The sequence below is a fragment of the Chryseobacterium sp. DZ-32 genome, assembly GCF_059587025.1.
The window spans coordinates 215,560-236,694 of sequence record NZ_JCAIOM010000001.1; the positions used below are offsets into that span (position 1 = coordinate 215,560).

General features: G+C 37.3%; 26 protein-coding genes. 17 read left to right on the forward strand and 9 right to left on the reverse strand.

Annotated features, from left to right (window positions below):
- Positions 1-5 precede the first annotated feature (5 nt).
- Positions 6-644 (forward strand): DUF2306 domain-containing protein, encoded by a 639-nt coding sequence (locus AC59HC_RS00950; protein ID WP_343640955.1) that lies wholly within the window; start codon positions 6-8, stop codon positions 642-644.
- Complete coding sequence (locus AC59HC_RS00955; protein WP_343640957.1) at positions 641-1,561, forward strand: YARHG domain-containing protein; 921 nt, start codon at positions 641-643, stop codon at positions 1,559-1,561. Before AC59HC_RS00950 ends, AC59HC_RS00955 begins: the two co-directional genes overlap by 4 nt.
- An 18-nt stretch (positions 1,562-1,579) precedes the next feature.
- Here the strand turns inward: AC59HC_RS00955 and AC59HC_RS00960 are convergent, their stop codons facing one another.
- The 3 genes from AC59HC_RS00960 to AC59HC_RS00970 form a co-directional block, all read right to left on the reverse strand.
- Complete coding sequence (locus tag AC59HC_RS00960) at positions 1,580-1,981, reverse strand: ribosomal maturation YjgA family protein (protein ID WP_202842053.1); 402 nt, start codon at positions 1,979-1,981, stop codon at positions 1,580-1,582.
- Positions 1,982-2,052: 71 nt separating this feature from the next.
- Complete coding sequence (locus AC59HC_RS00965) at positions 2,053-2,709, reverse strand: thioredoxin family protein (RefSeq protein WP_202842055.1); 657 nt, start codon at positions 2,707-2,709, stop codon at positions 2,053-2,055.
- Positions 2,710-2,722: 13 nt separating this feature from the next.
- On the reverse strand, positions 2,723-3,208 hold the full coding sequence (locus AC59HC_RS00970; RefSeq protein ID WP_496557838.1) for a TlpA family protein disulfide reductase: 486 nt from the start codon (positions 3,206-3,208) through the stop codon (positions 2,723-2,725).
- Positions 3,209-3,343: 135 nt separating this feature from the next.
- Here AC59HC_RS00970 and AC59HC_RS00975 point away from each other — a divergent pair, with 135 nt between their 5' ends.
- From AC59HC_RS00975 to AC59HC_RS00990, 4 genes are all read left to right on the forward strand, one after another.
- Entirely contained in the window at positions 3,344-4,189 is an 846-nt protein-coding gene (locus AC59HC_RS00975; RefSeq protein ID WP_343640962.1) for a hypothetical protein, read from the forward strand.
- 121 nt (positions 4,190-4,310) lie between these two features.
- Positions 4,311-4,472 carry a hypothetical protein gene (locus tag AC59HC_RS00980; RefSeq protein ID WP_202842061.1) on the forward strand — a complete coding sequence of 54 codons (162 nt, stop codon included), beginning with the start codon at positions 4,311-4,313 and terminating at the stop codon, positions 4,470-4,472.
- 42 nt (positions 4,473-4,514) lie between these two features.
- Entirely contained in the window at positions 4,515-4,673 is a 159-nt protein-coding gene (locus AC59HC_RS00985; protein ID WP_162800871.1) for a hypothetical protein, read from the forward strand.
- A gap of 154 nt (positions 4,674-4,827) precedes the next feature.
- Positions 4,828-4,995, forward strand: coding sequence for a bacteriocin (locus tag AC59HC_RS00990; protein WP_202842062.1), 168 nt, complete (start codon positions 4,828-4,830; stop codon positions 4,993-4,995).
- A 219-nt stretch (positions 4,996-5,214) separates the two neighbouring features.
- On the opposite strand, the gene mutS is transcribed toward AC59HC_RS00990, so the two are convergent.
- Positions 5,215-7,806, reverse strand: a complete 2,592-nt coding sequence (gene mutS / locus AC59HC_RS00995) for a DNA mismatch repair protein MutS (protein ID WP_496557839.1) — start codon at positions 7,804-7,806, stop codon at positions 5,215-5,217.
- 126 nt (positions 7,807-7,932) lie between these two features.
- Here mutS and AC59HC_RS01000 point away from each other — a divergent pair, with 126 nt between their 5' ends.
- Positions 7,933-8,463, forward strand: coding sequence for a GNAT family N-acetyltransferase (locus AC59HC_RS01000; RefSeq protein WP_202842066.1), 531 nt, complete (start codon positions 7,933-7,935; stop codon positions 8,461-8,463).
- A 196-nt stretch (positions 8,464-8,659) separates the two neighbouring features.
- On the opposite strand, the gene AC59HC_RS01005 is transcribed toward AC59HC_RS01000, so the two are convergent.
- Positions 8,660-9,529 carry a cupin-like domain-containing protein gene (locus AC59HC_RS01005; RefSeq protein WP_202842068.1) on the reverse strand — a complete coding sequence of 290 codons (870 nt, stop codon included), beginning with the start codon at positions 9,527-9,529 and terminating at the stop codon, positions 8,660-8,662.
- A gap of 155 nt (positions 9,530-9,684) precedes the next feature.
- Here AC59HC_RS01005 and AC59HC_RS01010 point away from each other — a divergent pair, with 155 nt between their 5' ends.
- Positions 9,685-10,671 carry a bestrophin family protein gene (locus AC59HC_RS01010; RefSeq protein WP_496557840.1) on the forward strand — a complete coding sequence of 329 codons (987 nt, stop codon included), beginning with the start codon at positions 9,685-9,687 and terminating at the stop codon, positions 10,669-10,671.
- Positions 10,672-10,683: 12 nt separating this feature from the next.
- On the opposite strand, the gene AC59HC_RS01015 is transcribed toward AC59HC_RS01010, so the two are convergent.
- On the reverse strand, positions 10,684-11,283 hold the full coding sequence (locus AC59HC_RS01015; RefSeq protein WP_227941281.1) for a hypothetical protein: 600 nt from the start codon (positions 11,281-11,283) through the stop codon (positions 10,684-10,686).
- Between the two features lie 55 nt (positions 11,284-11,338).
- On the opposite strand from AC59HC_RS01015, the gene AC59HC_RS01020 reads away from it, so the two are divergent.
- From AC59HC_RS01020 to AC59HC_RS01060, 9 genes are all read left to right on the forward strand, one after another.
- Positions 11,339-11,959, forward strand: a complete 621-nt coding sequence (locus tag AC59HC_RS01020) for a toxin-antitoxin system YwqK family antitoxin (protein WP_227941282.1) — start codon at positions 11,339-11,341, stop codon at positions 11,957-11,959.
- A 5-nt stretch (positions 11,960-11,964) separates the two neighbouring features.
- Positions 11,965-12,495 carry an RNA methyltransferase gene (locus AC59HC_RS01025; protein WP_110009018.1) on the forward strand — a complete coding sequence of 177 codons (531 nt, stop codon included), beginning with the start codon at positions 11,965-11,967 and terminating at the stop codon, positions 12,493-12,495.
- 187 nt (positions 12,496-12,682) lie between these two features.
- The gene (locus tag AC59HC_RS01030) at positions 12,683-13,336 is read left to right on the forward strand and encodes a CBS domain-containing protein (protein ID WP_110009017.1); all 654 of its coding nucleotides are present in this window, start codon (positions 12,683-12,685) and stop codon (positions 13,334-13,336) included.
- 1 nt (position 13,337) lies between these two features.
- Positions 13,338-14,204, forward strand: a complete 867-nt coding sequence (locus tag AC59HC_RS01035; protein ID WP_110009016.1) for an NAD kinase — start codon at positions 13,338-13,340, stop codon at positions 14,202-14,204.
- A gap of 71 nt (positions 14,205-14,275) precedes the next feature.
- Positions 14,276-15,346 carry a class II fructose-bisphosphate aldolase gene (gene fbaA / locus AC59HC_RS01040; protein WP_137904522.1) on the forward strand — a complete coding sequence of 357 codons (1,071 nt, stop codon included), beginning with the start codon at positions 14,276-14,278 and terminating at the stop codon, positions 15,344-15,346.
- Positions 15,347-15,435: 89 nt separating this feature from the next.
- On the forward strand, positions 15,436-16,290 hold the full coding sequence (gene accD, locus AC59HC_RS01045) for an acetyl-CoA carboxylase, carboxyltransferase subunit beta (RefSeq protein WP_105700341.1): 855 nt from the start codon (positions 15,436-15,438) through the stop codon (positions 16,288-16,290).
- 54 nt (positions 16,291-16,344) lie between these two features.
- Positions 16,345-16,854: a DUF6973 domain-containing protein gene (locus AC59HC_RS01050; protein ID WP_482399109.1), complete on the forward strand. Its 510-nt coding sequence runs from the start codon at positions 16,345-16,347 to the stop codon at positions 16,852-16,854.
- Between the two features lie 300 nt (positions 16,855-17,154).
- A complete protein-coding gene (locus AC59HC_RS01055) occupies positions 17,155-18,558 on the forward strand; it encodes a nucleoside recognition domain-containing protein (protein WP_482399110.1) in 1,404 nt (467 codons plus the stop codon).
- A 65-nt stretch (positions 18,559-18,623) separates the two neighbouring features.
- Positions 18,624-19,016 carry a hypothetical protein gene (locus AC59HC_RS01060; protein ID WP_034694177.1) on the forward strand — a complete coding sequence of 131 codons (393 nt, stop codon included), beginning with the start codon at positions 18,624-18,626 and terminating at the stop codon, positions 19,014-19,016.
- A gap of 15 nt (positions 19,017-19,031) precedes the next feature.
- Here the strand turns inward: AC59HC_RS01060 and AC59HC_RS01065 are convergent, their stop codons facing one another.
- The 3 genes from AC59HC_RS01065 to AC59HC_RS01075 are packed head-to-tail and all read right to left on the reverse strand — an operon-like array spanning position 19,032 to position 21,073.
- The gene (locus tag AC59HC_RS01065; protein WP_496557841.1) at positions 19,032-19,922 is read right to left on the reverse strand and encodes a ferric siderophore ABC transporter substrate-binding protein; all 891 of its coding nucleotides are present in this window, start codon (positions 19,920-19,922) and stop codon (positions 19,032-19,034) included.
- A gap of 35 nt (positions 19,923-19,957) precedes the next feature.
- Positions 19,958-20,356, reverse strand: a complete 399-nt coding sequence (locus AC59HC_RS01070; protein WP_062672905.1) for an ExbD/TolR family protein — start codon at positions 20,354-20,356, stop codon at positions 19,958-19,960.
- A gap of 12 nt (positions 20,357-20,368) precedes the next feature.
- Entirely contained in the window at positions 20,369-21,073 is a 705-nt protein-coding gene (locus AC59HC_RS01075) for a MotA/TolQ/ExbB proton channel family protein (protein ID WP_110009009.1), read from the reverse strand.
- Positions 21,074-21,135 lie beyond the last annotated feature (62 nt).

Sequence of the window (21,135 nt, forward strand, 5' to 3'; positions counted from 1 at the left end):
AGCCGATGCTCTCTGCCAAAAGAAATACTGCCTTTTTCTTTAAAACCCTTTTAGTTTTAGGGTTCGGGTATTTCTTTTGGCTGATGCTTGAGATTACATTAGAATATATTCCTTATAATCCTGAAGTCAGCTTTCTGATGATTAAACAGACAGAAGTATTGGAAAGACCGGAATATCTTTCGTTTTTCTATACTCATGTTTATACGAGTATTTTTGTACTTCTTTCAGGCTTTCTTGCCCTCCTCAGAAAGAATTTTGGTGTAAAAAATTTCCACAGGAATATGGGAAAAATATATATTTTTCTCATTCTGATTTTTGCAGCACCTTCAGGAATTTATATGGGAGTTTTTGCCAACGGAGGCCTTCTGTCAAAAATTTCTTTTGTTATTTTAGGATTTTTATGGTGGTTTTCAACGTTGAAAGCGTATCTGCTGGCGAGACAGAAAAGGTTCAAAGAACACAAACAATGGATGTGGCGGAGCTTTGCTTTTACTTTATCTGCTATTACCCTGAGAATGTGGAAAGTAATTATTGTATATTTATTTCATCCCAATCCTATGGATGTCTATCAGATCATTGCATGGCTGGGCTGGATTCCCAACATCCTTATTATTGAATATTTAATCACAAAAAAACTTATATGAAAATTCTAAATTACACATTGATTTCCCTGCTTACAGTTTCTCTGTTAAGCTGCAAAAAAGAGGGAAAGACTACTGAATCAGGAAAAGATTCTCTGACTGCAAAGAAAGACTCTGTGATAATCCCCGAGGTCCACAAAGAATATTACGGAATTTATACCGGTGAATTTGCCGGCATGGAAAAGGTTGTTGACCCAACAGACGGCTCAGAATATGATGTCAGCAACTACAAGAGAATTTCTTTAAAGATTAACAGAATCACCCAGGACAGCGTATATGGACAAAGTATCGTTAACGGTAACCAACGCCCGTTCAGAGGTGTTTTCAATGAATCCACGGCATCTTTTGTACTGGATGAACCCGGCAATGACAAAACAGACGGAAGGTTTGAGGTAAAATTAAAAGGTGACAGCTTAACCGGAAAGTGGAATGCCTTTGATAAAACAAGTGTTAAAGCACCTTCAAAAACGCTTAAACTGACTAAAAAAGAGTTTGTTTACAATCCGAATTTCATGCTGGATAAGGATTCTGACCTCGTAGACTGGTCAAACCCGAAAGAGTTTACCGAAAAATACACCGATGAGGAAACAGGAAAAACAGAAAGCTATAAAACCTCTAAAAACCGTATAGCCTCTGAAGCCATTTTCAGGCTGAATGCATCCAAGCAGAAACTCACAGAAAAAGACCTTAAAAATTTAAGAAAACTGGATATCGAGATCATCAAAAACTCTGTATTTGCAAGACATGGTTACTCTTTCAAAAAAGAAACCTACAGAAATTTCTTTGAGCAGACAGATTGGTATATCCCCGTTTCTAATAATGTGGACAATGATCTTTCTCCTCTGGAAAAAGAAAATGTGGCTTTACTGAACCGATTTACCAAATATGCAGAGGATAAATATGATAGTTTTGGCAGATAGAGAATAGGTTGTAGGGAATCAGGGATTAGGGGTTGAGGTTAAGCCATCACTGTTTGTCATCTTTACGAAAATATAGAGCAGCAGACAGCCTATGGCATAGCAAAGGTTGTCAATCCAGGAAAAAGAGTTTCCAATGACAATATACATCAGGCTTCCAGGACGGAAGCCTAGTTTTTCTGCAATATGGAAATACTGTGCAAATTCTACCGCAAAGGAAAAAATAAGAATTCCCGGGATCAGCTTCTGATCATTTACTTTTACAAAACTTTTTACAAACGTGTAAAGAAGCATGACCACAATAACATCTCCAAGATAAGCTCTCACAAAGAAAATATCATTAAGTTTGGTGGCAATCAGTACTTCTGCAAGAAAAATAAAAATTGTAAGAAGGAGATATTTCAGGCTGAATCGGAATTTCATTTCAAATTGGGATTAGGCATAAAAAATCGGTATTCAATGAACACCGATTTATTTTTACAGGAACAAATATATTATTTCTTCACTTTAATTGTACATCCGATGGCTACAGTTTTAGATGTTTTCACCATTTCCCCCTTGATCAGAGCATTTACTGCATCCTGTGCATAATATTCTGATACATCATTCGGGTTATCATAATTATTATCGATAGCACCAATGTATTTTACGATATTCTTTCCGTTTTCTCTTTTCAGTACAAAAACATGCGGTGTCTTTGTTGCTCCGTACTGTGGATAAATTTTCTGCCCTTCATCTACAAGATAGGGAAAAGTAAATCCTTTCTGCTTTGCTCTTTCAATCATCTGCTGATAACCGTCTTCCGGCTGTACGTTGGGATCATTCGGATTGATGGCAATGACCGGATATCCCTGAGCTTTATACTTTTTGTCCAGCTCAATAATCCTGTCTTCATATTTCTTTGCGTACGGGCAATGATTGCAGGTAAATACTACAATGAATCCCTTTGCGCTTTTGAAATCACTTAACGAAACCATTTTCCCGTCAATATTTTTAAGCTTAAAATCAGTGGCTTCATCCCCTATTTCGTAGCCTTTTACAGATGAAACATTCACGCTCTTATCTGTAGTCTTATGATCATCTTTCGTTGTAAAGTTCAGTAATCCCAGCCCAACGACAAATGCGGTCATTACAATTTTCAGGTTTTTCATAATCGATTATTTATTACAGGTTTTCTTTAATTGTTTTTTCGAGATCTTCTTTGCTCATTTCACCGTCGTTGAAATAGATTTTTGATCCGTTTTTATAGAACAGCGTTACCGGAATATTCCCGTCCCAGTCTTTTTCAAACCTTGGAATCCAGGTATTCATTCTTTTGATATCATCCAACAGAAGTACTTCAGCAGTAAGGCTTTTATTTTTAATGAATTTTATTACTCTTTCTTTATCAGCTGACCTGTCCAATGAAACCAGAATCATCTTATACATCTGATTACCTGCATATTTAGTATTTACTTCCATAAAATGAGGCAGCTCTTTTACACATGGACCGCAGGTTGTAGACCAGAAGTTCACAACAAGCAATTTATCATGTTCCTGCTGAATACGCTTCTCCAGGTCTTCATATTTTACGACAGAAACTTCCGTCTGCTGGGCTTTGAAAACCGAGCAGCACACAAACAGGGCTGATATTTTTACTATATTTTTCATTTTTAAAATACAAACAACTACAAATCATCAATATACAAAAATAAAATTCACCTATTGGATCAATTTCTTACAAAAGAATAATTTATTTGTCCATTGATTCATTTTTTTGATATTTTTACGGCTTAAATTAAAACCATGAAAAAAGCTTATTTACTGCTGCCAGTTTTCTTTTTGGCATCCTGCTCAAGCAGCAATGATGATACAGATTCATCCAACAACAATCAAAATAATAATGATAACAGCCCGGTTTTAGTAACAAAAATGGTTGCTGACGGAGAGACCTCAACTTATACTTACAATGGCTCAAAAATCTCCCAGATTAAAAACATTACCAATGGTGAAGTGACCTCTTTCAGTTATTCAGGAGATCTGATTACCCAGCAGGTAACAACGGGTTCAAGCACCAGCTATAAAACAACCTATGTTTATGATGGAAGCAGCAGATTGAGCAAAAAAACATACAGTGAGACTTACCTTACGTCCGGAACTATTTCTACGGTAGAAACCAATTATAACTATCTTTCCGGTAATAGTGTAAAAATCACGTATACAGCAAGCTTTACCGGATCTTCAGCCGTACGAACAGGCAGCAAAACGGCCACATTAAATGCCGACGGTTCTCTTAGCAGCTGGACAGAAACGGCATCAGTACCCAGTAATACAGGCGGTTTTCACAGTGCAACAGGTGCTTTACAACCTATTGTGTATGATACCAAAAATGTCCCTTTTAAAAATATAACAGGGTTTTTAAAAATTATTGATACGGAAGATGAAAACGGATCCGTACACAATATACTAAGTTATAATCATGTTCTTAATTATAACAACGGAGCAGGAAGTGGGGAATGGGGAATCTTTAAATGCGTTTATGAGTATAATAGCAGCGGATATCCTACAAAGAATGTCAAAACATACTATAATAAGACAGGAACTGGGGTAACAAATAGTGAAATGAACACTTACGAATATAATCATTTATAATACAATGGAGCGCTTAAGGCGCTCTTTTTGTTTTCATTAACACATATGTTAATTTTATCACAATTGATAGAATTATATGAATGGTTTTGTATATTTGGGTTGAATCAAAAACTAAATTACCATGAAAAAACAAAACATTCAGCCCAAAAAGCTTTCAAAAAGTGAATTAAAAAAAATTAACGGAGGAGCATTTTCTCCAAGGTGTCTGCGTGGATTCTGCATGCTGCCTGACTCTGTTGAACCGGTACCTGGTCTTGTAGGAAAAGACGGTTTATGCTGTTAATGCATACAAATTAAATAAAACAATAACCCTAATCAAATCATCATGAAAAAATCAAACGCTCAGAAAAGAAAATTAACAAAAAGCGAACTGAAAGAAATTAACGGAGGTAATGGACCTGTTGTATGCCCGGAAGGACTTTGCGACAGAGGTGACGGGGAATATGTAATCGGGCCCGTAGGAAGAAACGGATACTGCTGTTAATAGCAAAAGCTTTGTTAGATACTAAGATTGAGGTGCGGCCTCAATCTTTTTTTGTGAAGGAGAAATCTTTTGCAAAAAGTTAACAATTTGAATCACAATATTTTGTAGCTATTAAAATAACTTGTAAATTAGCTTTTACCAAATTAAAATTATTATGAAAAATTCAAAAAATCAGAAAAGAAAACTTAGCAAAAATGAGCTGAAAGAGATCAGCGGGGGAGCCAACAGACCGATCTGCCCAAGAGTGATAAGCTGCACAGATCCGAATACCGGAGAAGAGCGATACGGAGTTCCCGGCATGCAGGATGGATTTTGTTGTTAACCAGGTTTATACTATTTAAACAAGGAATATGAAAAATTCAAACCTGAAAACGAGGAAACTCAACAAAGCTGAGCTCAAGGAAATCAACGGAGGGGCAGCTGCCTGCGCTGAAGGATTATGCAAACTAAGAGGAGTCAGCCACTTCCTTATTATCGGCCCGAGGGGCAATGACGGTTACTGCTGCTAATCAGACTTTTAGCATTAAAAAAAATGATTGGATTACCCTCCAATCATTTTTTTTATCGCATTCAGCTTCATTAAAGCTTCAATCGGTGTTAACGTATTGATATCTATTTTCGTCAGTTCTTCACGAATATTCTCCAGAACAGGATCATCGAGCTGGAAGAATGAAAGCTGCATATTTTCTTCTGTCACTCTTTTAATGCTTTCTGAAGTACTTCCACTTCCCTGAGTTCTGCTTGCTTCAAGTGTTTTAAGAATTTCATTGGCCCTGTTTACCACTTTAGCAGGCATCCCGGCCAGTTTTGCAACGTGGATACCGAAACTGTGTTCGCTTCCGCCCGGAACAAGCTTTCTCAGGAAAATGATATTTCCTTTGTTTTCCTGAATAGAAACGTGGAAATTTTTCACCCTTTCGAAATTGACGGTCATCTCATTCAATTCGTGATAGTGCGTAGCAAATAATGTTTTTGCCTGCGTTGGATGCTGATGAAGATATTCTGCAATCGCCCATGCAATAGAAACTCCGTCATAAGTAGAAGTTCCACGGCCGATTTCATCTAATAAGATCAGGCTTCGTTCTGAAATATTGTTCAGAATATTGGCTGCCTCGTTCATTTCTACCATGAAAGTAGATTCTCCGGCAGAAATATTATCGGTAGCTCCTACCCTTGTAAAGATTTTATCCAGCATCCCGATTTCCGCATATTTTGCAGGGACAAAACTTCCGATCTGTGCCAAAAGACATACAATAGCGGTCTGACGCAGAATTGCCGATTTACCGGCCATGTTGGGCCCTGTCACCATGATAATCTGCTGCGAATCCTTATCCAGGAAGATATCATTCGGGATATATTTTTCTCCTAACGGAAGTGCATTTTCAATAATCGGATGCCTTGCTTCTTTTAAATCGATCGCATAGCCGTCATTCAAAACGGGCTTTGTATAACTCTCAGATACAGCAAGTTCAGACAATCCCGCAGCCACATCAAGCTGGGCAATGATATTGGAATTCCCCTGGATCTGATCGATGTAAACCATTGTTTCACCACATACATTTCTGTAGAGTGAAGTTTCCAGAACACCTATTTTTTCTTCCGCACCAAGGATCTGATTTTCATATTCCTTTAATTCTTCGGTAATATATCTTTCAGCATTTACTAAAGTCTGCTTTCTTACCCAGTCATCAGGAACTTTATCTTTGTGAGTGTTCCGAACTTCAATATAGTATCCGAACACATTATTAAAATCAATTTTAAGGCTGGTAATTCCTGTTCTTTCAATCTCTCTCTGGCACATTTCATCTAAGAAACCCCGTCCTTTGCTCTGAAGATTTCTCAGTCGGTCCAGCTCTTCAGAAACGCCTTCTTTAATGATATTTCCTTTGGCAATACTTACCGGAAGTTCTTCGTTAAGATGATTCTGCAGGAATTTAATCAATTCTTCCAGATCAAATAAAGGCTCTAACCACGCCAGCACATCTGCATGAGGATGCAATAACGCTTTGATTTTATGGATATTAATTAAACTTTGGCGTAAATACCCAAGTTCTTTAGGTGAAATTTTCTCTGCGGCCAGTTTTCCCATCAACCTGTCAAGATCTGAAATTGATTTCAGAAGCTGGCAGATTTCATATTTCAGAGGATCATTTTCGTTCAAGAAATCAATCAGGGAAAGTCTCCTCATAATCTCATCCACAGATTTTAAAGGAAGGATAATTCTCCTTCTCAATAATCTTCCTCCCATCGGAGTAGATGTTTTATCAATGATATCCAGCAGAGATTTCCCCTGTGGGTTGCTTGGATAAACAATTTCAAGGTTTCTCAGGGTAAAATTATCCATCATCAGATAATCTTCCTGAGGAATGATCTGCAGTTTCGTAATATGAGCCAGCAGATTATGATGGGTATCTTCTACGAGATATGCAAAAATAGCTCCTGCTGCTGTAATCGCCAGTGGAAGACCTTCCACTCCAAACCCTTTTAATGAATTGGTTTTAAAGTGATTGGTTAATTTTTCATAGGCAAAATTATATTGGAAAGCCCAGTCTTCAAGCTTAAAAGCATTTTTATTTTTAATCTGCTCCGGAATCTGTGTGCTTCTCTGGAAAATAATTTCACTCGGGTCAAAAGTATTGACAATGTGCAAAAGCTTTTCCAGGTTTCCTTCACTTACCAGAAACTCTCCTGTGGAGATATCTACTAAAGCAATTCCATACTTCTCTTTTTCCTTATGTAATGAAAGGAGGAAGTTGTTCTTTTTGGAATTCAAAACCTGGTCATTGAAAGTAACGCCCGGTGTAACCAATTCAGTAACACCACGTTTTACAATTCCTTTCACCATTTTAGGATCTTCCAGCTGATCACAGATTGCAACCCTCATCCCGGCTCTTACCAGCTTGGGAAGATAAGAATCTATTGAGTGATGCGGAAATCCTGCAAGCTCTACACTGCCTTCTCCATTGTTTCTTTTGGTAAGAACAATACCCAGAATCTGGGATGTTTTCACGGCATCCTGCCCAAAAGTTTCATAAAAGTCTCCCACTCTGAAAAGTAAAAGCGCATCCGGATATTTACCCTTGATGGTATTATACTGAGTCATTAATGGAGTTTCCTTCTTCGTTTTTGCCATAGTAAAAAATGAGCCCCAAATTTAAAAAAATAAATTCAGGGTAATAGAATTGTTTAAGGGTTAATCTTCCCGACTTTTCTTTATCAGTAATTAATCGTACTTTTCGCCTGTCAAATCACATTATTTATGGAATTTCCTGTCTTAGAGACTGAAAGGCTTATTTTGCGCCAGCTTACTTTTAATGATACCCAGGACCTGTTTGAATACTTTTCTCTGGATGAAGTTATGGAATATTATGACCTGGAAACCTTCAAAACCGAAGATGATTCCCGGCGCATTATCCAGCATTTTAACAGTGAATTCGAAAAAGGAAAAGGTTTCAGATGGGCTCTGGAACTAAAATCCCATGGAAAAGTTATTGGAACCTGCGGCTATCACAACTGGTACAAAGAGCATTTCCGGGCTGAAATTGGTTATGAACTCAATCCCGAATTCTGGCAGCAATCCTATATGAAAGAAGCGATTCTTCCGATTCTGACCTATGGATTTGAAAGTATGAGGCTCCACCGTGTAGATGCTTTCATAGATCCTTCCAATATTTCTTCTGAAAGGCTGTTATCTTCTTTAAATTTCAGCAAAGAAGGAACGTTGAAAGATTATTTCTTTGAAAAAGGGAAATTTGTAGATGCAACGATCTTCGGTCTTATTAATAAATAAATTGATTTTAAATTTAATGCTAAGAAGCAAAGAAAATTGATATTGATGCTTCTTATTTTCGTTCGCAAAGGCATTTCATTTAGCAATTGAAGTGCTTTCCTCGCTGAGTGAAACGCCTTTGCGACCCTTTATAAACAGATAAGCATTAAACTAGCGTTCAATGCGTTAAAAATTATCTAAACTCTAATTCTTATCATTAAGAAAGGTGCTTTTCCAAAGCATCTGAACTTTTCTTATAGGCCCATTTCTGCTTGTAATTCACCCATTTAGCTTTGAAAAGTTTTCGCATCAGTTTATCCGTGTACCTCATAATGAAGACATGGTACAGCATACTGGCAAAGACATTGGGCTTATTGGGAAGCGCTCTTAAAGAAAGGGAAAACCCAGGTTCAAGATATCTGTTGAAATGCCAGAATGCTCCTGGAATAAAGAGGGCATCACCATGCTCCATGAAGATTTCGTATCCTTTGGCATATTTCAGTGCCGGAAATTTCTCATAATCAGGATTTTCATAATCAACCTCGTAAATGGTATGCACAGACAAAGGAACTTTATATAAAAAGGGCGACTGCTTCTGATCAAATAATAAAATCCTTTTCTTTCCTTCAAAATGGATATGCATAAAATCACCTAAATCCACATCGTAATGCATTAAAACATGAGCCTCACTTCCACCGAAAAACAAAGTCGGCAGTCTTTTAAAGAACTTTATTCCAAGATCAGGATAGGTGAAATTTTTCAGTAACTCGGGAAGCCTGTCTGTGATGATATAGAAAAAAATTCGCAGATCTGAAGGTTTGCTTTTGATGGTATCAATATAGTCCTTCATTTTCATCCGGGTCACCGGAGCATCAGAACTTTTGGCGGCATCAGCCGGTTTGTTATCATATAAAGGAACTTCCTGATCTCCTGCCTTTTCTTTGATATAGGCAAGATTCCATTTGTCAAAAGCCTCCCACCGGCTGGCAAAATTCTTAATTAAAAGAGGTTTCTGCTTTTTAAAATAATTCTTCTGAAAATCTTCTTTACTGATATCATCTACAATATCTACGTTTTCGAGGATCATGTACTTTGTATTTAATGCGAAATAAAAATAGTGTTTTTTTGAAACCTGAGAAAATTTAGATTAAAAGCGAGGGAAGCTGGAGGATGGATGCTGGAAGTTAATATTTGTCTGTAAACGCCTATACATCATTTCATAAAAAGATTTTATCAAATGACATGGACCTCTCTTCGGCTTCAATAACTTCCCTCTTCCTGCTTCACACTTCCATACTTTATTGGCAGAGCTCAGATGAAAAATTTATATTTGTAGTAATAAGTGCATTTATGAGAGTCTACAATACCAAACATTTCATTAAAATCCTTTTCAGCTTACACAAAAGTGATACTTTAAAAATTCTTTTTCCGAGTATGGTTCTTGTAGGGCTTTATTCATGGGGAATTCAGTATCTGGAAGTTGAATATCTGCACCTTACCACAAAATCAGGAGTGAGCAATGTAGGTATGATCCATTCTCTGCTGGGTTTTGTGCTTTCACTTTTGTTGGTTTTCAGAACGAATACGGCCTATGACAGATGGTGGGAAGGTCGAAAACTTTGGGGAAAACTGGTGAATGACACGAGAAACTTTGCGATAAAAATCAATACGATTCTTGGTGATAACCGCCAGGATGCTGAGCAGATTGCCAGATATTTAAAATACTTTCCTCACTTTTTAGCCAAACATCTTTCCAAGGAATCTACAAGGCTGGCTTTGGATGAAGATTATTCTGAAATTGAAAGCTCGTTGAAAAACCATGGACCAAGTGAAATTGTTATTCTATTAAGCCATAAACTGAATCAATTAAAAAAAGAAGGAAAAGTTTCTGAAGTTGAAATGCTGTACTTAGACACCCAGCTTTCAGGATTTCTGGATGTATGTGGAGGTTGTGAAAGAATCAAAAATACTCCGATTCCTTACTCCTATTCTTCTTTCATCAAGAAATTTATTATTCTGTATGTTTTTGCGCTGCCTATTGCGTACGTTATTACAATAGGGCTTTTTATGATTCCGCTTACTGTTTTTGTGTATTATGTTTTGATGAGCCTGGAGCTTATTGCAGAAGAAATTGAAGACCCGTTCAATAATGATGAAAATGATATTCCCATGGAAACCTTAGCTCAGAACATTGAGAAAAATGTACAGCAGATTATGATCAGAAAATAAAAAATCAAGCTTTTAAAGCTTGATTTCTTTAAGTTCGCCATCCTGTTTTATCTCTACAAATTTGCTTTCCCTGTTGGCAGCAGAATATCCGTAGAAAAAGGTGCTGTATATAGGAGTGGAATACAGATAAGCTCCATAGCCGTTATAAGCATCTGAGGTTCCTGTCTGCTGCTGATAACTTGCCGTTGCAGTAAAGTTGACAATGGTTTCAAGATAATATTTACCGGGTTTGAGTTTTTCAAATTTAAATCTTCCATGGTCATCGGTTAAAGCTTCCACTCTGTATTTAAAAGCCTCTTCTGACATATATACGGTGGTTTTTTTATTTTCATATTTCTTTCTCATGTTATAAAATTCCTCAAAATAAGGAGTAACAGGAAAAAGCATGACAACCGTACCTTTGGGAGCATAATGCTTTTCTCCAAGTAATGGCTTGATTCCCCAGTTGTTTTTTTGTTTGGTAGAAGCCACTCCTTCAATGGTAGAGTTTCCAAATCCAAGCATGTCTCTTGCGAGCTTTTTATCAAAAAAAGCTTGAGGATAATAAGTATTTTGTGCACTCAGGTAAATAAATCCCCATATTAATATGAATAATGTGAATAATTTTTTCATAGTATATTTTTGAGTCAAATATAAGTATTTTACTATTTTTGAATTAAAAATAGCTATGAAGCACCTATTTCTATTGTTTTTTTCCACTTCTGTCCTGATCACGGCACAGAAACCTTGTGGATATAAAGACGGATTACAGGAAGGAGCCTGTAAAGAATTTTATGACAATGGCCAGGTAAAAAATACTGTGGAATGGAAAAAAGGGAAACTGGATGGCGATGCTGTTTTTTATTATGATAACGGAAAAGTGCAGTCGAAAGGAGAATATAAAAAAGGATACAAAGTAAAAGAATGGTCGTATTTTGATAAAAATGGAGTTCTTACTTCCAAGGAAGTTTTCAGAAATGGGGAGAAGAATATTTATGATAACAGTCTTACCGCCACTTTTTATTCTCCTGCAGGTAAAATAACTGAAATTTCCAATTATAAATTCAATAAATTACAGGGTGAAAGCAAGACCTTTCATGAAGATGGAAAATCAATAAAAGATATTGGCCATTATGACAACGGGCTGGCTACCGGAAAGTGGAAAGTTTTTTATCCATCTGGAAAATTACAGCGTGAAACTGAACTTGCCAACGATAAAAGAAACGGCAACAGAGTTCATTACCGTGAAGACGGAAGCATAGAAAAAACAGAGGTCTATAAAGACGGAAAATTAATCTCAACAAAATAATACAATTGGTACAGAAACTAAAACTGGAAGAACTTAACAGAATAGATGTAGAAACATTTAAGAAGGTTGAAAAAATTCCGTTGGTCATCATTTTAGATAATATCAGAAGTATGCACAACGTAGGTGCAGCTTTCAGAACGGCAGATGCGTTTTTAATTGAAAAAATAATCCTTTGCGGAATTACACCGCAGCCGCCCCATCGGGAGATTCATAAAGCGGCATTGGGAGCCACGGAAAGTGTAGACTGGTCTCATGACGCAGATACCAATAACGCGATTGCTGATCTGAAAAGCAAAGGATACGAAATTATCGGGATTGAGCAGACTACAGGAAGCCGGCTTATTACTGATTTCACGATCGACAGATCGAAAAAATATGCTTTGATCTTAGGAAACGAAGTGGAAGGAATCAGCGATGAAGTACTTCCGAATATTGATGTATTTTTAGAAATTCCTCAGCTTGGAACAAAGCATTCTCTTAATGTAAGTGTGTGCGCCGGAATTGTGATGTGGGAATTTGCAAAAGCATTAAAATAAAAAAACTGCATATGTCCTTAGTAGACAGTGCAGTTTGAAATAAATCTAATAAAAAGTAAAAATGAAAGGCGACAAAGGTACTTTATTTTTTTTTACAAACAAATTTTGACGGCACTTTTTTTGTTTCATCTTAAAAAAAGTCGTGTTTTCAGAAAAAGTTTCATTTAATTTTTTATAAATTAGCACAATGTTTATCAAGGACTATATCTCAAAAGACTTTCCGTGTTTTAGCCTTTCTGACTCTATAGAGTCGGCCAGAAATATGTTGGAAGACTTTGGATATTCCCATGTTTTCATCAAAAAATCCCATCACTTCTACGGAGCTCTTGCTATGGATTTCCTGTATGAGGAAGATGGTGGAACACTGAAGGATCTGGAACACCAGATTGAACGTTTTGCCATTCTGGAGGACAATAATATTATGGACAGTATCCGTCTGTTTTATACCTTCAGCAGCAATGTGATTCCGGTGATTAATAAAAATGAGAAATATCTTGGGTATATTACCTGTGAAGATGTTTTTCAGGACCTTTCCCGTTATCCTTTATTTTCAGAAACAGGGGCTATTCTTACCGTAGAAACTCCGGCCAGAAAATATTCTATGACGGAAATTACCAACATTGTGGAAAGCAACAATTCGAAGTTTTACGGAGGGTTTATAAGCTTTATGTCTGAAGAGGTAGTTCAGGTCACCATAAAGATCAGCAATGAAAATCTGGCCTCGATAGACGCTACTTTTGACCGGTATGACTACAGAATCGTTGAAAAATATTATTCTGATGAGAAAACCGATCTGTTTAAAGACCGTTATGGTTTTTTACAAAAATTCATAGAAATATAACATGAAGGCAGCCATATATTCTCAGAAAAAGGATCTTGATACTTTTCTATATTTAAGTAAGTTTATCTCTGAACTTGAAGCAAGAGATGTAAAATCTGTTCTGTATGATGAAATGGCTGAAGCACTTCAGTTTTCAAAAATATTCGAAACTTTCAATTCCAAACAGGATCTTCTGGATAAGGAAGTGGATCTGTTTTTCACTTTTGGTGGAGACGGAACCATTGTAAACTCTCTGACATTTATTGAAGATCTTGAAATTCCGGTGGTAGGAGTGAATACAGGAAGGCTTGGATTTTTAGCTTTTTTCACGAAAGAAGAAGCCTTTAAGGAACTGGATTCCATCTTAAAAGGAAATGTAAAAACAAGCCGCCGTTCTGTCATTGAAGTGGTTTCTCCAAAACTGGAGGGAGTTTTTCCTTACGCTTTAAACGACGTTACCGTTTCCCGAAAAGAAACAACATCCATGATCACCGTTGACTCATATATCAATGACGAGTTTTTGAATGTATTCTGGGGTGACGGCGTGATCATTTCAACACCTACAGGTTCTACCGCCTACTCTCTGAGCTGCGGAGGCCCTATCATTTCTCCCAATAATGAAAATTTTGTCATTACTCCTATTGCTCCTCACAATCTGAATGTGAGGCCGTTGGTTGTGAATGATAAAGTAGAAATAAAATTCAGGGTGGAAAGCCGTGTACCACAATACTCTCTTTCTTTAGACTCCCGACTGATACATATAGAAACCGACAAGGAAATCATCATTAAAAAGGCAAAATTCCAACTTCTTCTGGTGCAGCCCAACAGTTTGAGTTTCTATGAAACCATCCGTCAGAAGCTCCTTTGGGGCAGAGATAAAAGAAACTAGTAATTTCTTAAAAATGATTACCTTTACACGAAATTAAAACACCTAATAAAATTTATAATAAAAAGTAAAACATGAGCAGAATTTTTCCGGCAGGAGTTGCCACAGGTCAGTTAGTTACTGATATCTTTCAGTATGCTAAAGAAAACAAATTTGCATTACCTGCAGTAAACGTAATTGGATCAAGCAACGTAAACGCTACGATGGAAACTGCAGCGAAATTAAACGCTCCTGTAATTATTCAGTTTTCAAATGGAGGAGCTGCTTTCAATGCAGGGAAAGGATTAAGCAATGACGGACAAAAGTCTGCAATCTTAGGAGCAATTGCTGGAGCAAAACATATTCACACTCTTGCAGAAGCTTACGGAGCAACGGTAATTCTACACACAGACCACTGTGCAAAAAAATTACTTCCTTGGATTGATGGATTGATGGATGCTAACGAAGAATTCTTCAAGCAGACAGGAAAATCTCTTTACTCTTCTCACATGTTGGACCTTTCTGAAGAGTCTTTAGAAGAAAATCTTGAAATTTCTGCTAAATATTTCGAAAGAATGGCTAAGCTTCAGATGACTCTTGAAGTAGAAATCGGGGTAACAGGAGGTGAAGAAGATGGTGTTGACAACTCAGACGTTGATAACTCAAAATTATATACTCAGCCTGAAGACGTAGCTTATACTTATGAAAAATTAAAAGCTATTTCTGATAACTTCACAATCGCTGCTGCTTTCGGTAACGTACACGGAGTTTACAAACCAGGTAACGTAGTTCTTACGCCGAAAATCCTTGACAATTCTCAGAAATATGTTCAGGAAAAATTCGGAACAGCTGCAAAACCTATCAACTTTGTATTCCACGGAGGTTCAGGATCTACATTAGAAGAGATCAGAGAGGCTATCGACTACGGAGTTATCAAAATGAACATCGATACTGACCTTCAGTTTGCATACACAGAAGGTATCAGAGATTATATGGTAAACAATATTGATTATTTAAGAGCTCAGATCGGAAACCCTGAAGGAGAAGAAAAACCTAACAAAAAATTCTATGACCCAAGAGTTTGGGTAAGAAAAGGTGAGGACACATTCTCTGCAAGATTGGTGAAAGCATTTGAAGATTTAAATAACGTAGATACTTTAAAATAAGAACTGTACATTTGTACCAATGTAAAAAGTATTCATAGGAATGCATTTACATTGGTACATTTTACATTTATACATTAATACAAGCAAAAATGGCATTCGACTGGTTTAAAAGAAAAGCAAAAAACATTACCACTTCTACTGATGAGAAAAAAGACGTTCCCAAAGGCCTTTGGCATCAGACTCCATCCGGAAAAGTAGTGGAACATGATGAACTAAAGAGAAATAACTATGTTTCTCCTGAAGACGGATTTCATGTAAGAATAGGAAGTGCAGAATTTTTTGACATCCTTTTTGACGGTGGTAAATTTACCGAACTGGATGCCAATGTTGAAAGTATTGATATCTTAAACTTCAAAGATACAAAGCCTTATAAAGACCGTCTGAAAGAAGTAAAAGCTAAAACAAAGCTTACAGACTCTATCAGAAACGCTGTAGGAACCGTAAAAGGAACTGAAATGGTAGTTTCATGTATGGATTTTGCTTTCATCGGTGGATCATTGGGTTCTGTAATGGGTGAAAAGATCAGAAGAGCAGTAGATTACTGTATTGCACACAAACTTCCGTATATGATTATCTGTCAGTCCGGAGGAGCAAGAATGCAGGAAGCGACTTACTCTTTGATGCAGCTGGCAAAAGTTCAGGCTAAATTAGCTCAGCTTTCTGAAGCTGGACTTTTATACATCGCTTACCTTTGCGACCCTACATTCGGAGGAATCACTGCTTCTTTCGCAATGACCGCTGATATTATTATGGCAGAACCGGGAGCACTGATTGGTTTCGCAGGACCAAGAGTAATCCGTGAAACGATTGGTAGAGATCTACCGGAAGGATTCCAGACATCAGAATTCTTACAGGAAAAAGGATTTGTAGATTTCATCGTAAAAAGAACTGAAATTCAGGATACGGTTGCCAAAACAGTTAATTTATTAACTGTAAAAGCATAGTATCTGTAACAAAAACAATACAATCTCTCTCTAATTAGGGAGAGATTTTTATTTATGAGGACTTTTAAGATATTTTTCAATACCATCAGAAGCATGAGTTTTAAAAAGATTATCCGTCTTTTATCACTTGTTCTTCCCCATCCTCTTTTCGCTTTACTGAGTTTTTATGCAACAGTAAAAGCGTTTTCCATTGCACAGAAAAAATTCCCTGATACAGCCTCCAACAATGGAATTGGAAACGCCTTCAGACATGCGCTTTGGTGCTGCTTCATTATGATGTACTGTTGTAAAATTTCTTCTCCCAAAAAAGCACTGGATTTCTGCAAAAGAATCACAGATATGCATGAAGAACTTTTTCCGAACGAGCCTTTGGAAACCAAAATGGATCTCCACAACAATAAAATCGGAATGGATTATTTCATGGAACTTTTACCGGGAATTCACCGCCAGTTTTTTGAGAAAAGCTTCTTTGTAGACGCATTGGTTAAAAAAATGGATGATGCGAAAGTTCTGAAAAACCTTGATGATGATTTTGAAGGATATCTTGTTTATCTGGAAGAGTAAACATTTTATTTAAACGCTAAAGATCGCAAGGAAAATTTAAAAACCTTATGCATATTTTCGTCCGCAAGGGCATTTCATTCAGCTATGTTCTCTAACTTAAATTCTCTTTGCTGAGTGCTAACACCTTTGCGAACGAAAAAATCAAACTTCATCATTAAAAACCTTTGCGTGCATTGCGTTAAAATGGCTTTAAGGTCTAAAACTATCATTAATTCTATTTCGCAAAAGAATAACAAAAGACTTTAGTTATTTTTGTGGTTTAAAGTATTTTTGATAAGTTTAAACAATTAAATCAATCAGATGGTTCTCAGCAGAATTTGGTCGGCTTTCATTATCATTGCCATTGCCATTGCCAGTATAAAATACGTTTCGTCAGGTAACTACAAAACCATTTTCAATGATATGGTGGTGGGAAAAGGAGGTGATACAGTAAAGATTGCATCACAACCTATGAGCAGCCTCTCTCCTGTTGTAAGAGACAGCCTGATGAAAAAGAATGATTTTGCAGACAGCAGAATTCATTATAAAACTGATTCTTTAAAACAAAATGTAAATGTTTATCGTGTTCAGGAAGCCGATGGAGTTATTGGAACTTCAGAAACAGCCGTAAAGATCTGTCTTGGTCTTATCGGAATCATGACTTTATTTATGGGATTCATGAGCATTGCTGAAAAAGCAGGCGGCATCAATCTTCTAAGCCGTTTGATTCAGCCCTTTTTTTCCAAATTATTTCCGGAAATTCCAAAAAACCACCCTGCATTTGGACACATGCTGATGAACTTCAGTGCCAATCTTCTGGGACTGGATAATGCAGCAACCCCTTTTGGTTTAAAAGCCATGGAAAGCCTTCAGACCTTAAATCCTAATAAAGATACCGCCAGCAATTCACAGATTATGTTTCTGTGTCTTCATGCCGGAGGTATGACCTTAATTCCCGTGTCAATTATTGCCATCAGAGCCTCAATGGGATCTAAAACCCCTACAGATATTTTCCTGCCATGTATGATTGCCACTTTTGCCGCTACACTGGCTGCAATGATTATCGTTTCTTTGTATCAGAAAATAAATCTTCTCCGTCCGGTAGTAATCGCTTATGTAGGCGGAATTTCGGCTATTATTGCCCTTTTGGTACTGTATCTTGTACAATTGAGTAAAGATGAACTGGATGATTTCAGTAAAGTATTAAGTAATGGTTTAATTCTGTTTATCTTCCTTGCGATTGTATTGGGAGCCGTTTATAAAAAGATCAACGTTTTTGATGCCTTTATAGAAGGGGCAAAAGAAGGGTTCACCACCTGTGTTAAGATTATTCCTTATCTCGTTGGGATGTTAATTGCAATTTCGTTACTAAGAACTTCCGGTGTATTTGATGTCATCATTGACGGAATGAAGTGGGTAGCCAATGTTGCCAATATGGATCCCAGATTTGTGGATGGACTTCCAACTGCTTTAATCAAACCTTTATCCGGGTCAGGAGCCAGAGGAATGATGGTGGATACGATGACAACATTTGGAGCTGATAGTTTCCAGGGGAAATTGGCAGCTGTACTTCAGGGAAGCTCAGATACGACGTTCTACGTGATTGCAGTATATTTTGGAGCCGTAGCCGTTAAGAATACAAGATACACGGTAATTGCCATGCTTCTGGCCGATTTAGTCGGCGTTATGACTGCCATTGCATTAGCTTACTTATTCTTTGCTTAATGAAATCTGCAGGTTGAGCAGATGCTATTAACTTTAAACATTAAACTTAAAACTTTAAATCCATTATGATCACAGATAAAGAATTCACCTTAAGACTCATCCGCCAATTAACTCAGGCATTAGAAAAATTGATTCTCGACAAACCTGAAGAAAGCTTAATGCAGAAAGAACTGGATTTTGATACGTTGATGAGAGACATTTTTAAGATGAGCTTCACAGAGGTTGCTTCTAAAACCAAGGAAGAAATGATTGCCATCGTCAATGAAAGACAGGAAAGAGATCACAAAGATTATTATGAAATGCTGGGAAATCTTTTCTACTTTAACAGCAGACACGATCAAAACAAAGATTTTCAGGATAAAGCAAAGACATTCTACGAGCTTTATCTTCAGACAAGCGGTATTTTTGCCCTTCCGGTCATCAACAGAATAAATGAATTGAAAAAAGCACTTGAATAAAGTGCTTTTGTATTGTTAGAAGGTAATTTTGTAAGTTCCGGTTGAAGATGTATTGGCTTTTTCTGCTTTTACATATTTCTTAACCCAGGCCACAGATGTGGATGAGACACAAGGATCTGAAATCCCGCCGGCTCTTCTTGCGGATACTACATTCCCTACTTTATCTACAGTGTAAGCAATGGTAATTGATCCGCTTGCTGTACAACTGTGTGAGGGCTGCGCTCCGCCTCTTCCCATTGTTCCCGGAATATAACCAACCAATTTTCTGTCGATTCCTACTTTACTGTCACCGTTTCCGTCACCGCCTAAAGGATCTCCCGCGTTTCCGATACCATCACCGGTTCCCTGGCTTCCGGCTTTAGTTCCTCTGCCTTTAATCAGGTTGCCTATGGCTGCGGTTCCTTTTCCGTCACCATTTCCTGTTTTTGAATTGGCAGTGGTCGCTCCGGATTTTTTAGTATTTTTAGAAGCACTTGTGCTGGTTGCTTCTTTTTTCTCAGCTTTTTTGGATTTCTCTTTTTTAGGAACGGTTGTTTTTGAATTGTTTCCTGTAATAACCTTCTCTTTAACCTCTGTTTTCTTTGGCTCCAGAGTTGGTACTGGTTCTGGTTTTATAACTGTTTTTGTTTCCGGAACCGGAGTTTCTGCAGGCTCGGGTGCCACTTCTTCAGTTGCAGCGGCAAGGCTTCCCGGCTGTTCGGCAGGTTCTTCAATTCCCTTTCCGTTTCTGTTATCTCCAAAGTTCACCAGCATGGTAGTAACCACCTCAGGATCTTTATCCAGTTCAGGTTTTAATTTATACAAAAAAACAAAAAGCAGAATAGCAGCCCAGATGAGAATAGAAAGCAATGCGCTCTTTACTCTGTCTTTATTTTCTTCGTTTCTGTTTGCTGTATAGCTTTTCATCTTAAAACGTAATTCTTTCCGGAAATCCGGATATGTTATTTGTCTTTAACGGTTGCAATAGCAATATTAAATTTATGTTTCTCAGCAATTTCCATCACAAAAACAACATCTTTATGCAATGTGTTTTCATCAGCTCTGATCGTAAATGATTTATTGGTCTGGCTGGCTAATTTATCTACAATAATTTGCTCCAATTCTCCTTTATTGGCAGGATTATCATCTACAAAAAATGAACCGTCCGGCTTGATGCTTACCGTTAAAGGATTGGGAATATTATCATCAACTGCTCCGGCTTTCGGAAGATTCACATCGATGGCGCTTTGATTGGCCGCCGAAGAGGTAATCATAAAGAAAATCAGCATCAACAGGATAACGTCTGTCATCGCTGCTAAACTGAATTCCGGATTCGCTTTATTTCTTCTTTGAATTTTCATCGTAAGAAAGATTTATAAAGGTTTGTTGATAAGGTCTAAAAATTCTCCTGACATATTCTGGGCTTTCAGGACAAATTTATCAATTCTTGTCAGTAGAATATTATAACAGAAGTTGGCGGGAATCGCTACAGCCAAACCTACAGCGGTCTGCCCTAAAGCGGTATAAATACCTTCTGAAAGTGTTTTCGGAGAGAATGATCCTGTTGCGTGAGATAGATTAAAGAAAGCAATAATCATCCCGATTACTGTTCCGAGAAGTCCCAGCATTGGTGCGATACTCGGTACGACAGCCAAAAGGTTCAGGTTTTTTTCCATATTGGCAACCTCTACCTGCGCCTGTGATTCCATAGCACTTACAATATCAGAAACGGGACGTCCTAATCTTGAAATTCCTTTTTCTAAAATTCTTCCTTCCGGAGAGTTCTGGGTTTTGCAGTAATCTGCTGCTGCCTCTATTTTTCCGGCCTTGATGAAGTCTTCGATATTGTTCATGAAGTTGGAATCTGTTTTTGATGTCAGCCTTTTGATAAAGAAAAACCTTTCAAAAAACAGGTATAGAGAAAACACTCCCAATAGTAATACAGTGACCATCACTATTTTAGCGAAAGCTCCTCCATGGAACATAATTTTCCAGAATGAGAACTCCAAGTTGTCTGCAGCAACTGCAGGGGTAGTGATTTGTGCGAATAAAATCTGAGAAAGTTCCGTTAACAGCATTAAATGTAAATTTTATTAAATTTCAACGACAAATGTAGGAGAATATTATGAATTGAACTCTT

Excerpts from the sequence above, each read along its gene's own strand:
- AC59HC_RS00950 (WP_343640955.1), top strand. The coding sequence starts at position 6 with ATGCTCTCTGCCAAAAGAAATACTGCCTTTTTCTTTAAAACCCTTTTA.
- AC59HC_RS00955 (WP_343640957.1), top strand. The coding sequence starts at position 641 with ATGAAAATTCTAAATTACACATTGATTTCCCTGCTTACAGTTTCTCTG.
- AC59HC_RS00960 (WP_202842053.1), bottom strand. The coding sequence starts at position 1,981 with ATGAAATTCCGATTCAGCCTGAAATATCTCCTTCTTACAATTTTTATT.
- AC59HC_RS00965 (WP_202842055.1), bottom strand. The coding sequence starts at position 2,709 with ATGAAAAACCTGAAAATTGTAATGACCGCATTTGTCGTTGGGCTGGGA.
- AC59HC_RS00970 (WP_496557838.1), bottom strand. The coding sequence starts at position 3,208 with ATGAAAAATATAGTAAAAATATCAGCCCTGTTTGTGTGCTGCTCGGTT.
- AC59HC_RS00975 (WP_343640962.1), top strand. The coding sequence starts at position 3,344 with ATGAAAAAAGCTTATTTACTGCTGCCAGTTTTCTTTTTGGCATCCTGC.
- AC59HC_RS00980 (WP_202842061.1), top strand. The coding sequence starts at position 4,311 with ATGAAAAAACAAAACATTCAGCCCAAAAAGCTTTCAAAAAGTGAATTA.
- AC59HC_RS00985 (WP_162800871.1), top strand. The coding sequence starts at position 4,515 with ATGAAAAAATCAAACGCTCAGAAAAGAAAATTAACAAAAAGCGAACTG.
- AC59HC_RS00990 (WP_202842062.1), top strand. The coding sequence starts at position 4,828 with ATGAAAAATTCAAAAAATCAGAAAAGAAAACTTAGCAAAAATGAGCTG.
- mutS (WP_496557839.1), bottom strand. The coding sequence starts at position 7,806 with ATGGCAAAAACGAAGAAGGAAACTCCATTAATGACTCAGTATAATACC.
- AC59HC_RS01000 (WP_202842066.1), top strand. The coding sequence starts at position 7,933 with ATGGAATTTCCTGTCTTAGAGACTGAAAGGCTTATTTTGCGCCAGCTT.
- AC59HC_RS01005 (WP_202842068.1), bottom strand. The coding sequence starts at position 9,529 with ATGATCCTCGAAAACGTAGATATTGTAGATGATATCAGTAAAGAAGAT.
- AC59HC_RS01010 (WP_496557840.1), top strand. The coding sequence starts at position 9,685 with ATGGACCTCTCTTCGGCTTCAATAACTTCCCTCTTCCTGCTTCACACT.
- AC59HC_RS01015 (WP_227941281.1), bottom strand. The coding sequence starts at position 11,283 with ATGAAAAAATTATTCACATTATTCATATTAATATGGGGATTTATTTAC.
- AC59HC_RS01020 (WP_227941282.1), top strand. The coding sequence starts at position 11,339 with ATGAAGCACCTATTTCTATTGTTTTTTTCCACTTCTGTCCTGATCACG.
- AC59HC_RS01030 (WP_110009017.1), top strand. The coding sequence starts at position 12,683 with ATGTTTATCAAGGACTATATCTCAAAAGACTTTCCGTGTTTTAGCCTT.
- AC59HC_RS01035 (WP_110009016.1), top strand. The coding sequence starts at position 13,338 with ATGAAGGCAGCCATATATTCTCAGAAAAAGGATCTTGATACTTTTCTA.
- fbaA (WP_137904522.1), top strand. The coding sequence starts at position 14,276 with ATGAGCAGAATTTTTCCGGCAGGAGTTGCCACAGGTCAGTTAGTTACT.
- accD (WP_105700341.1), top strand. The coding sequence starts at position 15,436 with ATGGCATTCGACTGGTTTAAAAGAAAAGCAAAAAACATTACCACTTCT.
- AC59HC_RS01050 (WP_482399109.1), top strand. The coding sequence starts at position 16,345 with ATGAGGACTTTTAAGATATTTTTCAATACCATCAGAAGCATGAGTTTT.
- AC59HC_RS01055 (WP_482399110.1), top strand. The coding sequence starts at position 17,155 with ATGGTTCTCAGCAGAATTTGGTCGGCTTTCATTATCATTGCCATTGCC.
- AC59HC_RS01060 (WP_034694177.1), top strand. The coding sequence starts at position 18,624 with ATGATCACAGATAAAGAATTCACCTTAAGACTCATCCGCCAATTAACT.
- AC59HC_RS01065 (WP_496557841.1), bottom strand. The coding sequence starts at position 19,922 with ATGAAAAGCTATACAGCAAACAGAAACGAAGAAAATAAAGACAGAGTA.
- AC59HC_RS01070 (WP_062672905.1), bottom strand. The coding sequence starts at position 20,356 with ATGAAAATTCAAAGAAGAAATAAAGCGAATCCGGAATTCAGTTTAGCA.
- AC59HC_RS01075 (WP_110009009.1), bottom strand. The coding sequence starts at position 21,073 with ATGCTGTTAACGGAACTTTCTCAGATTTTATTCGCACAAATCACTACC.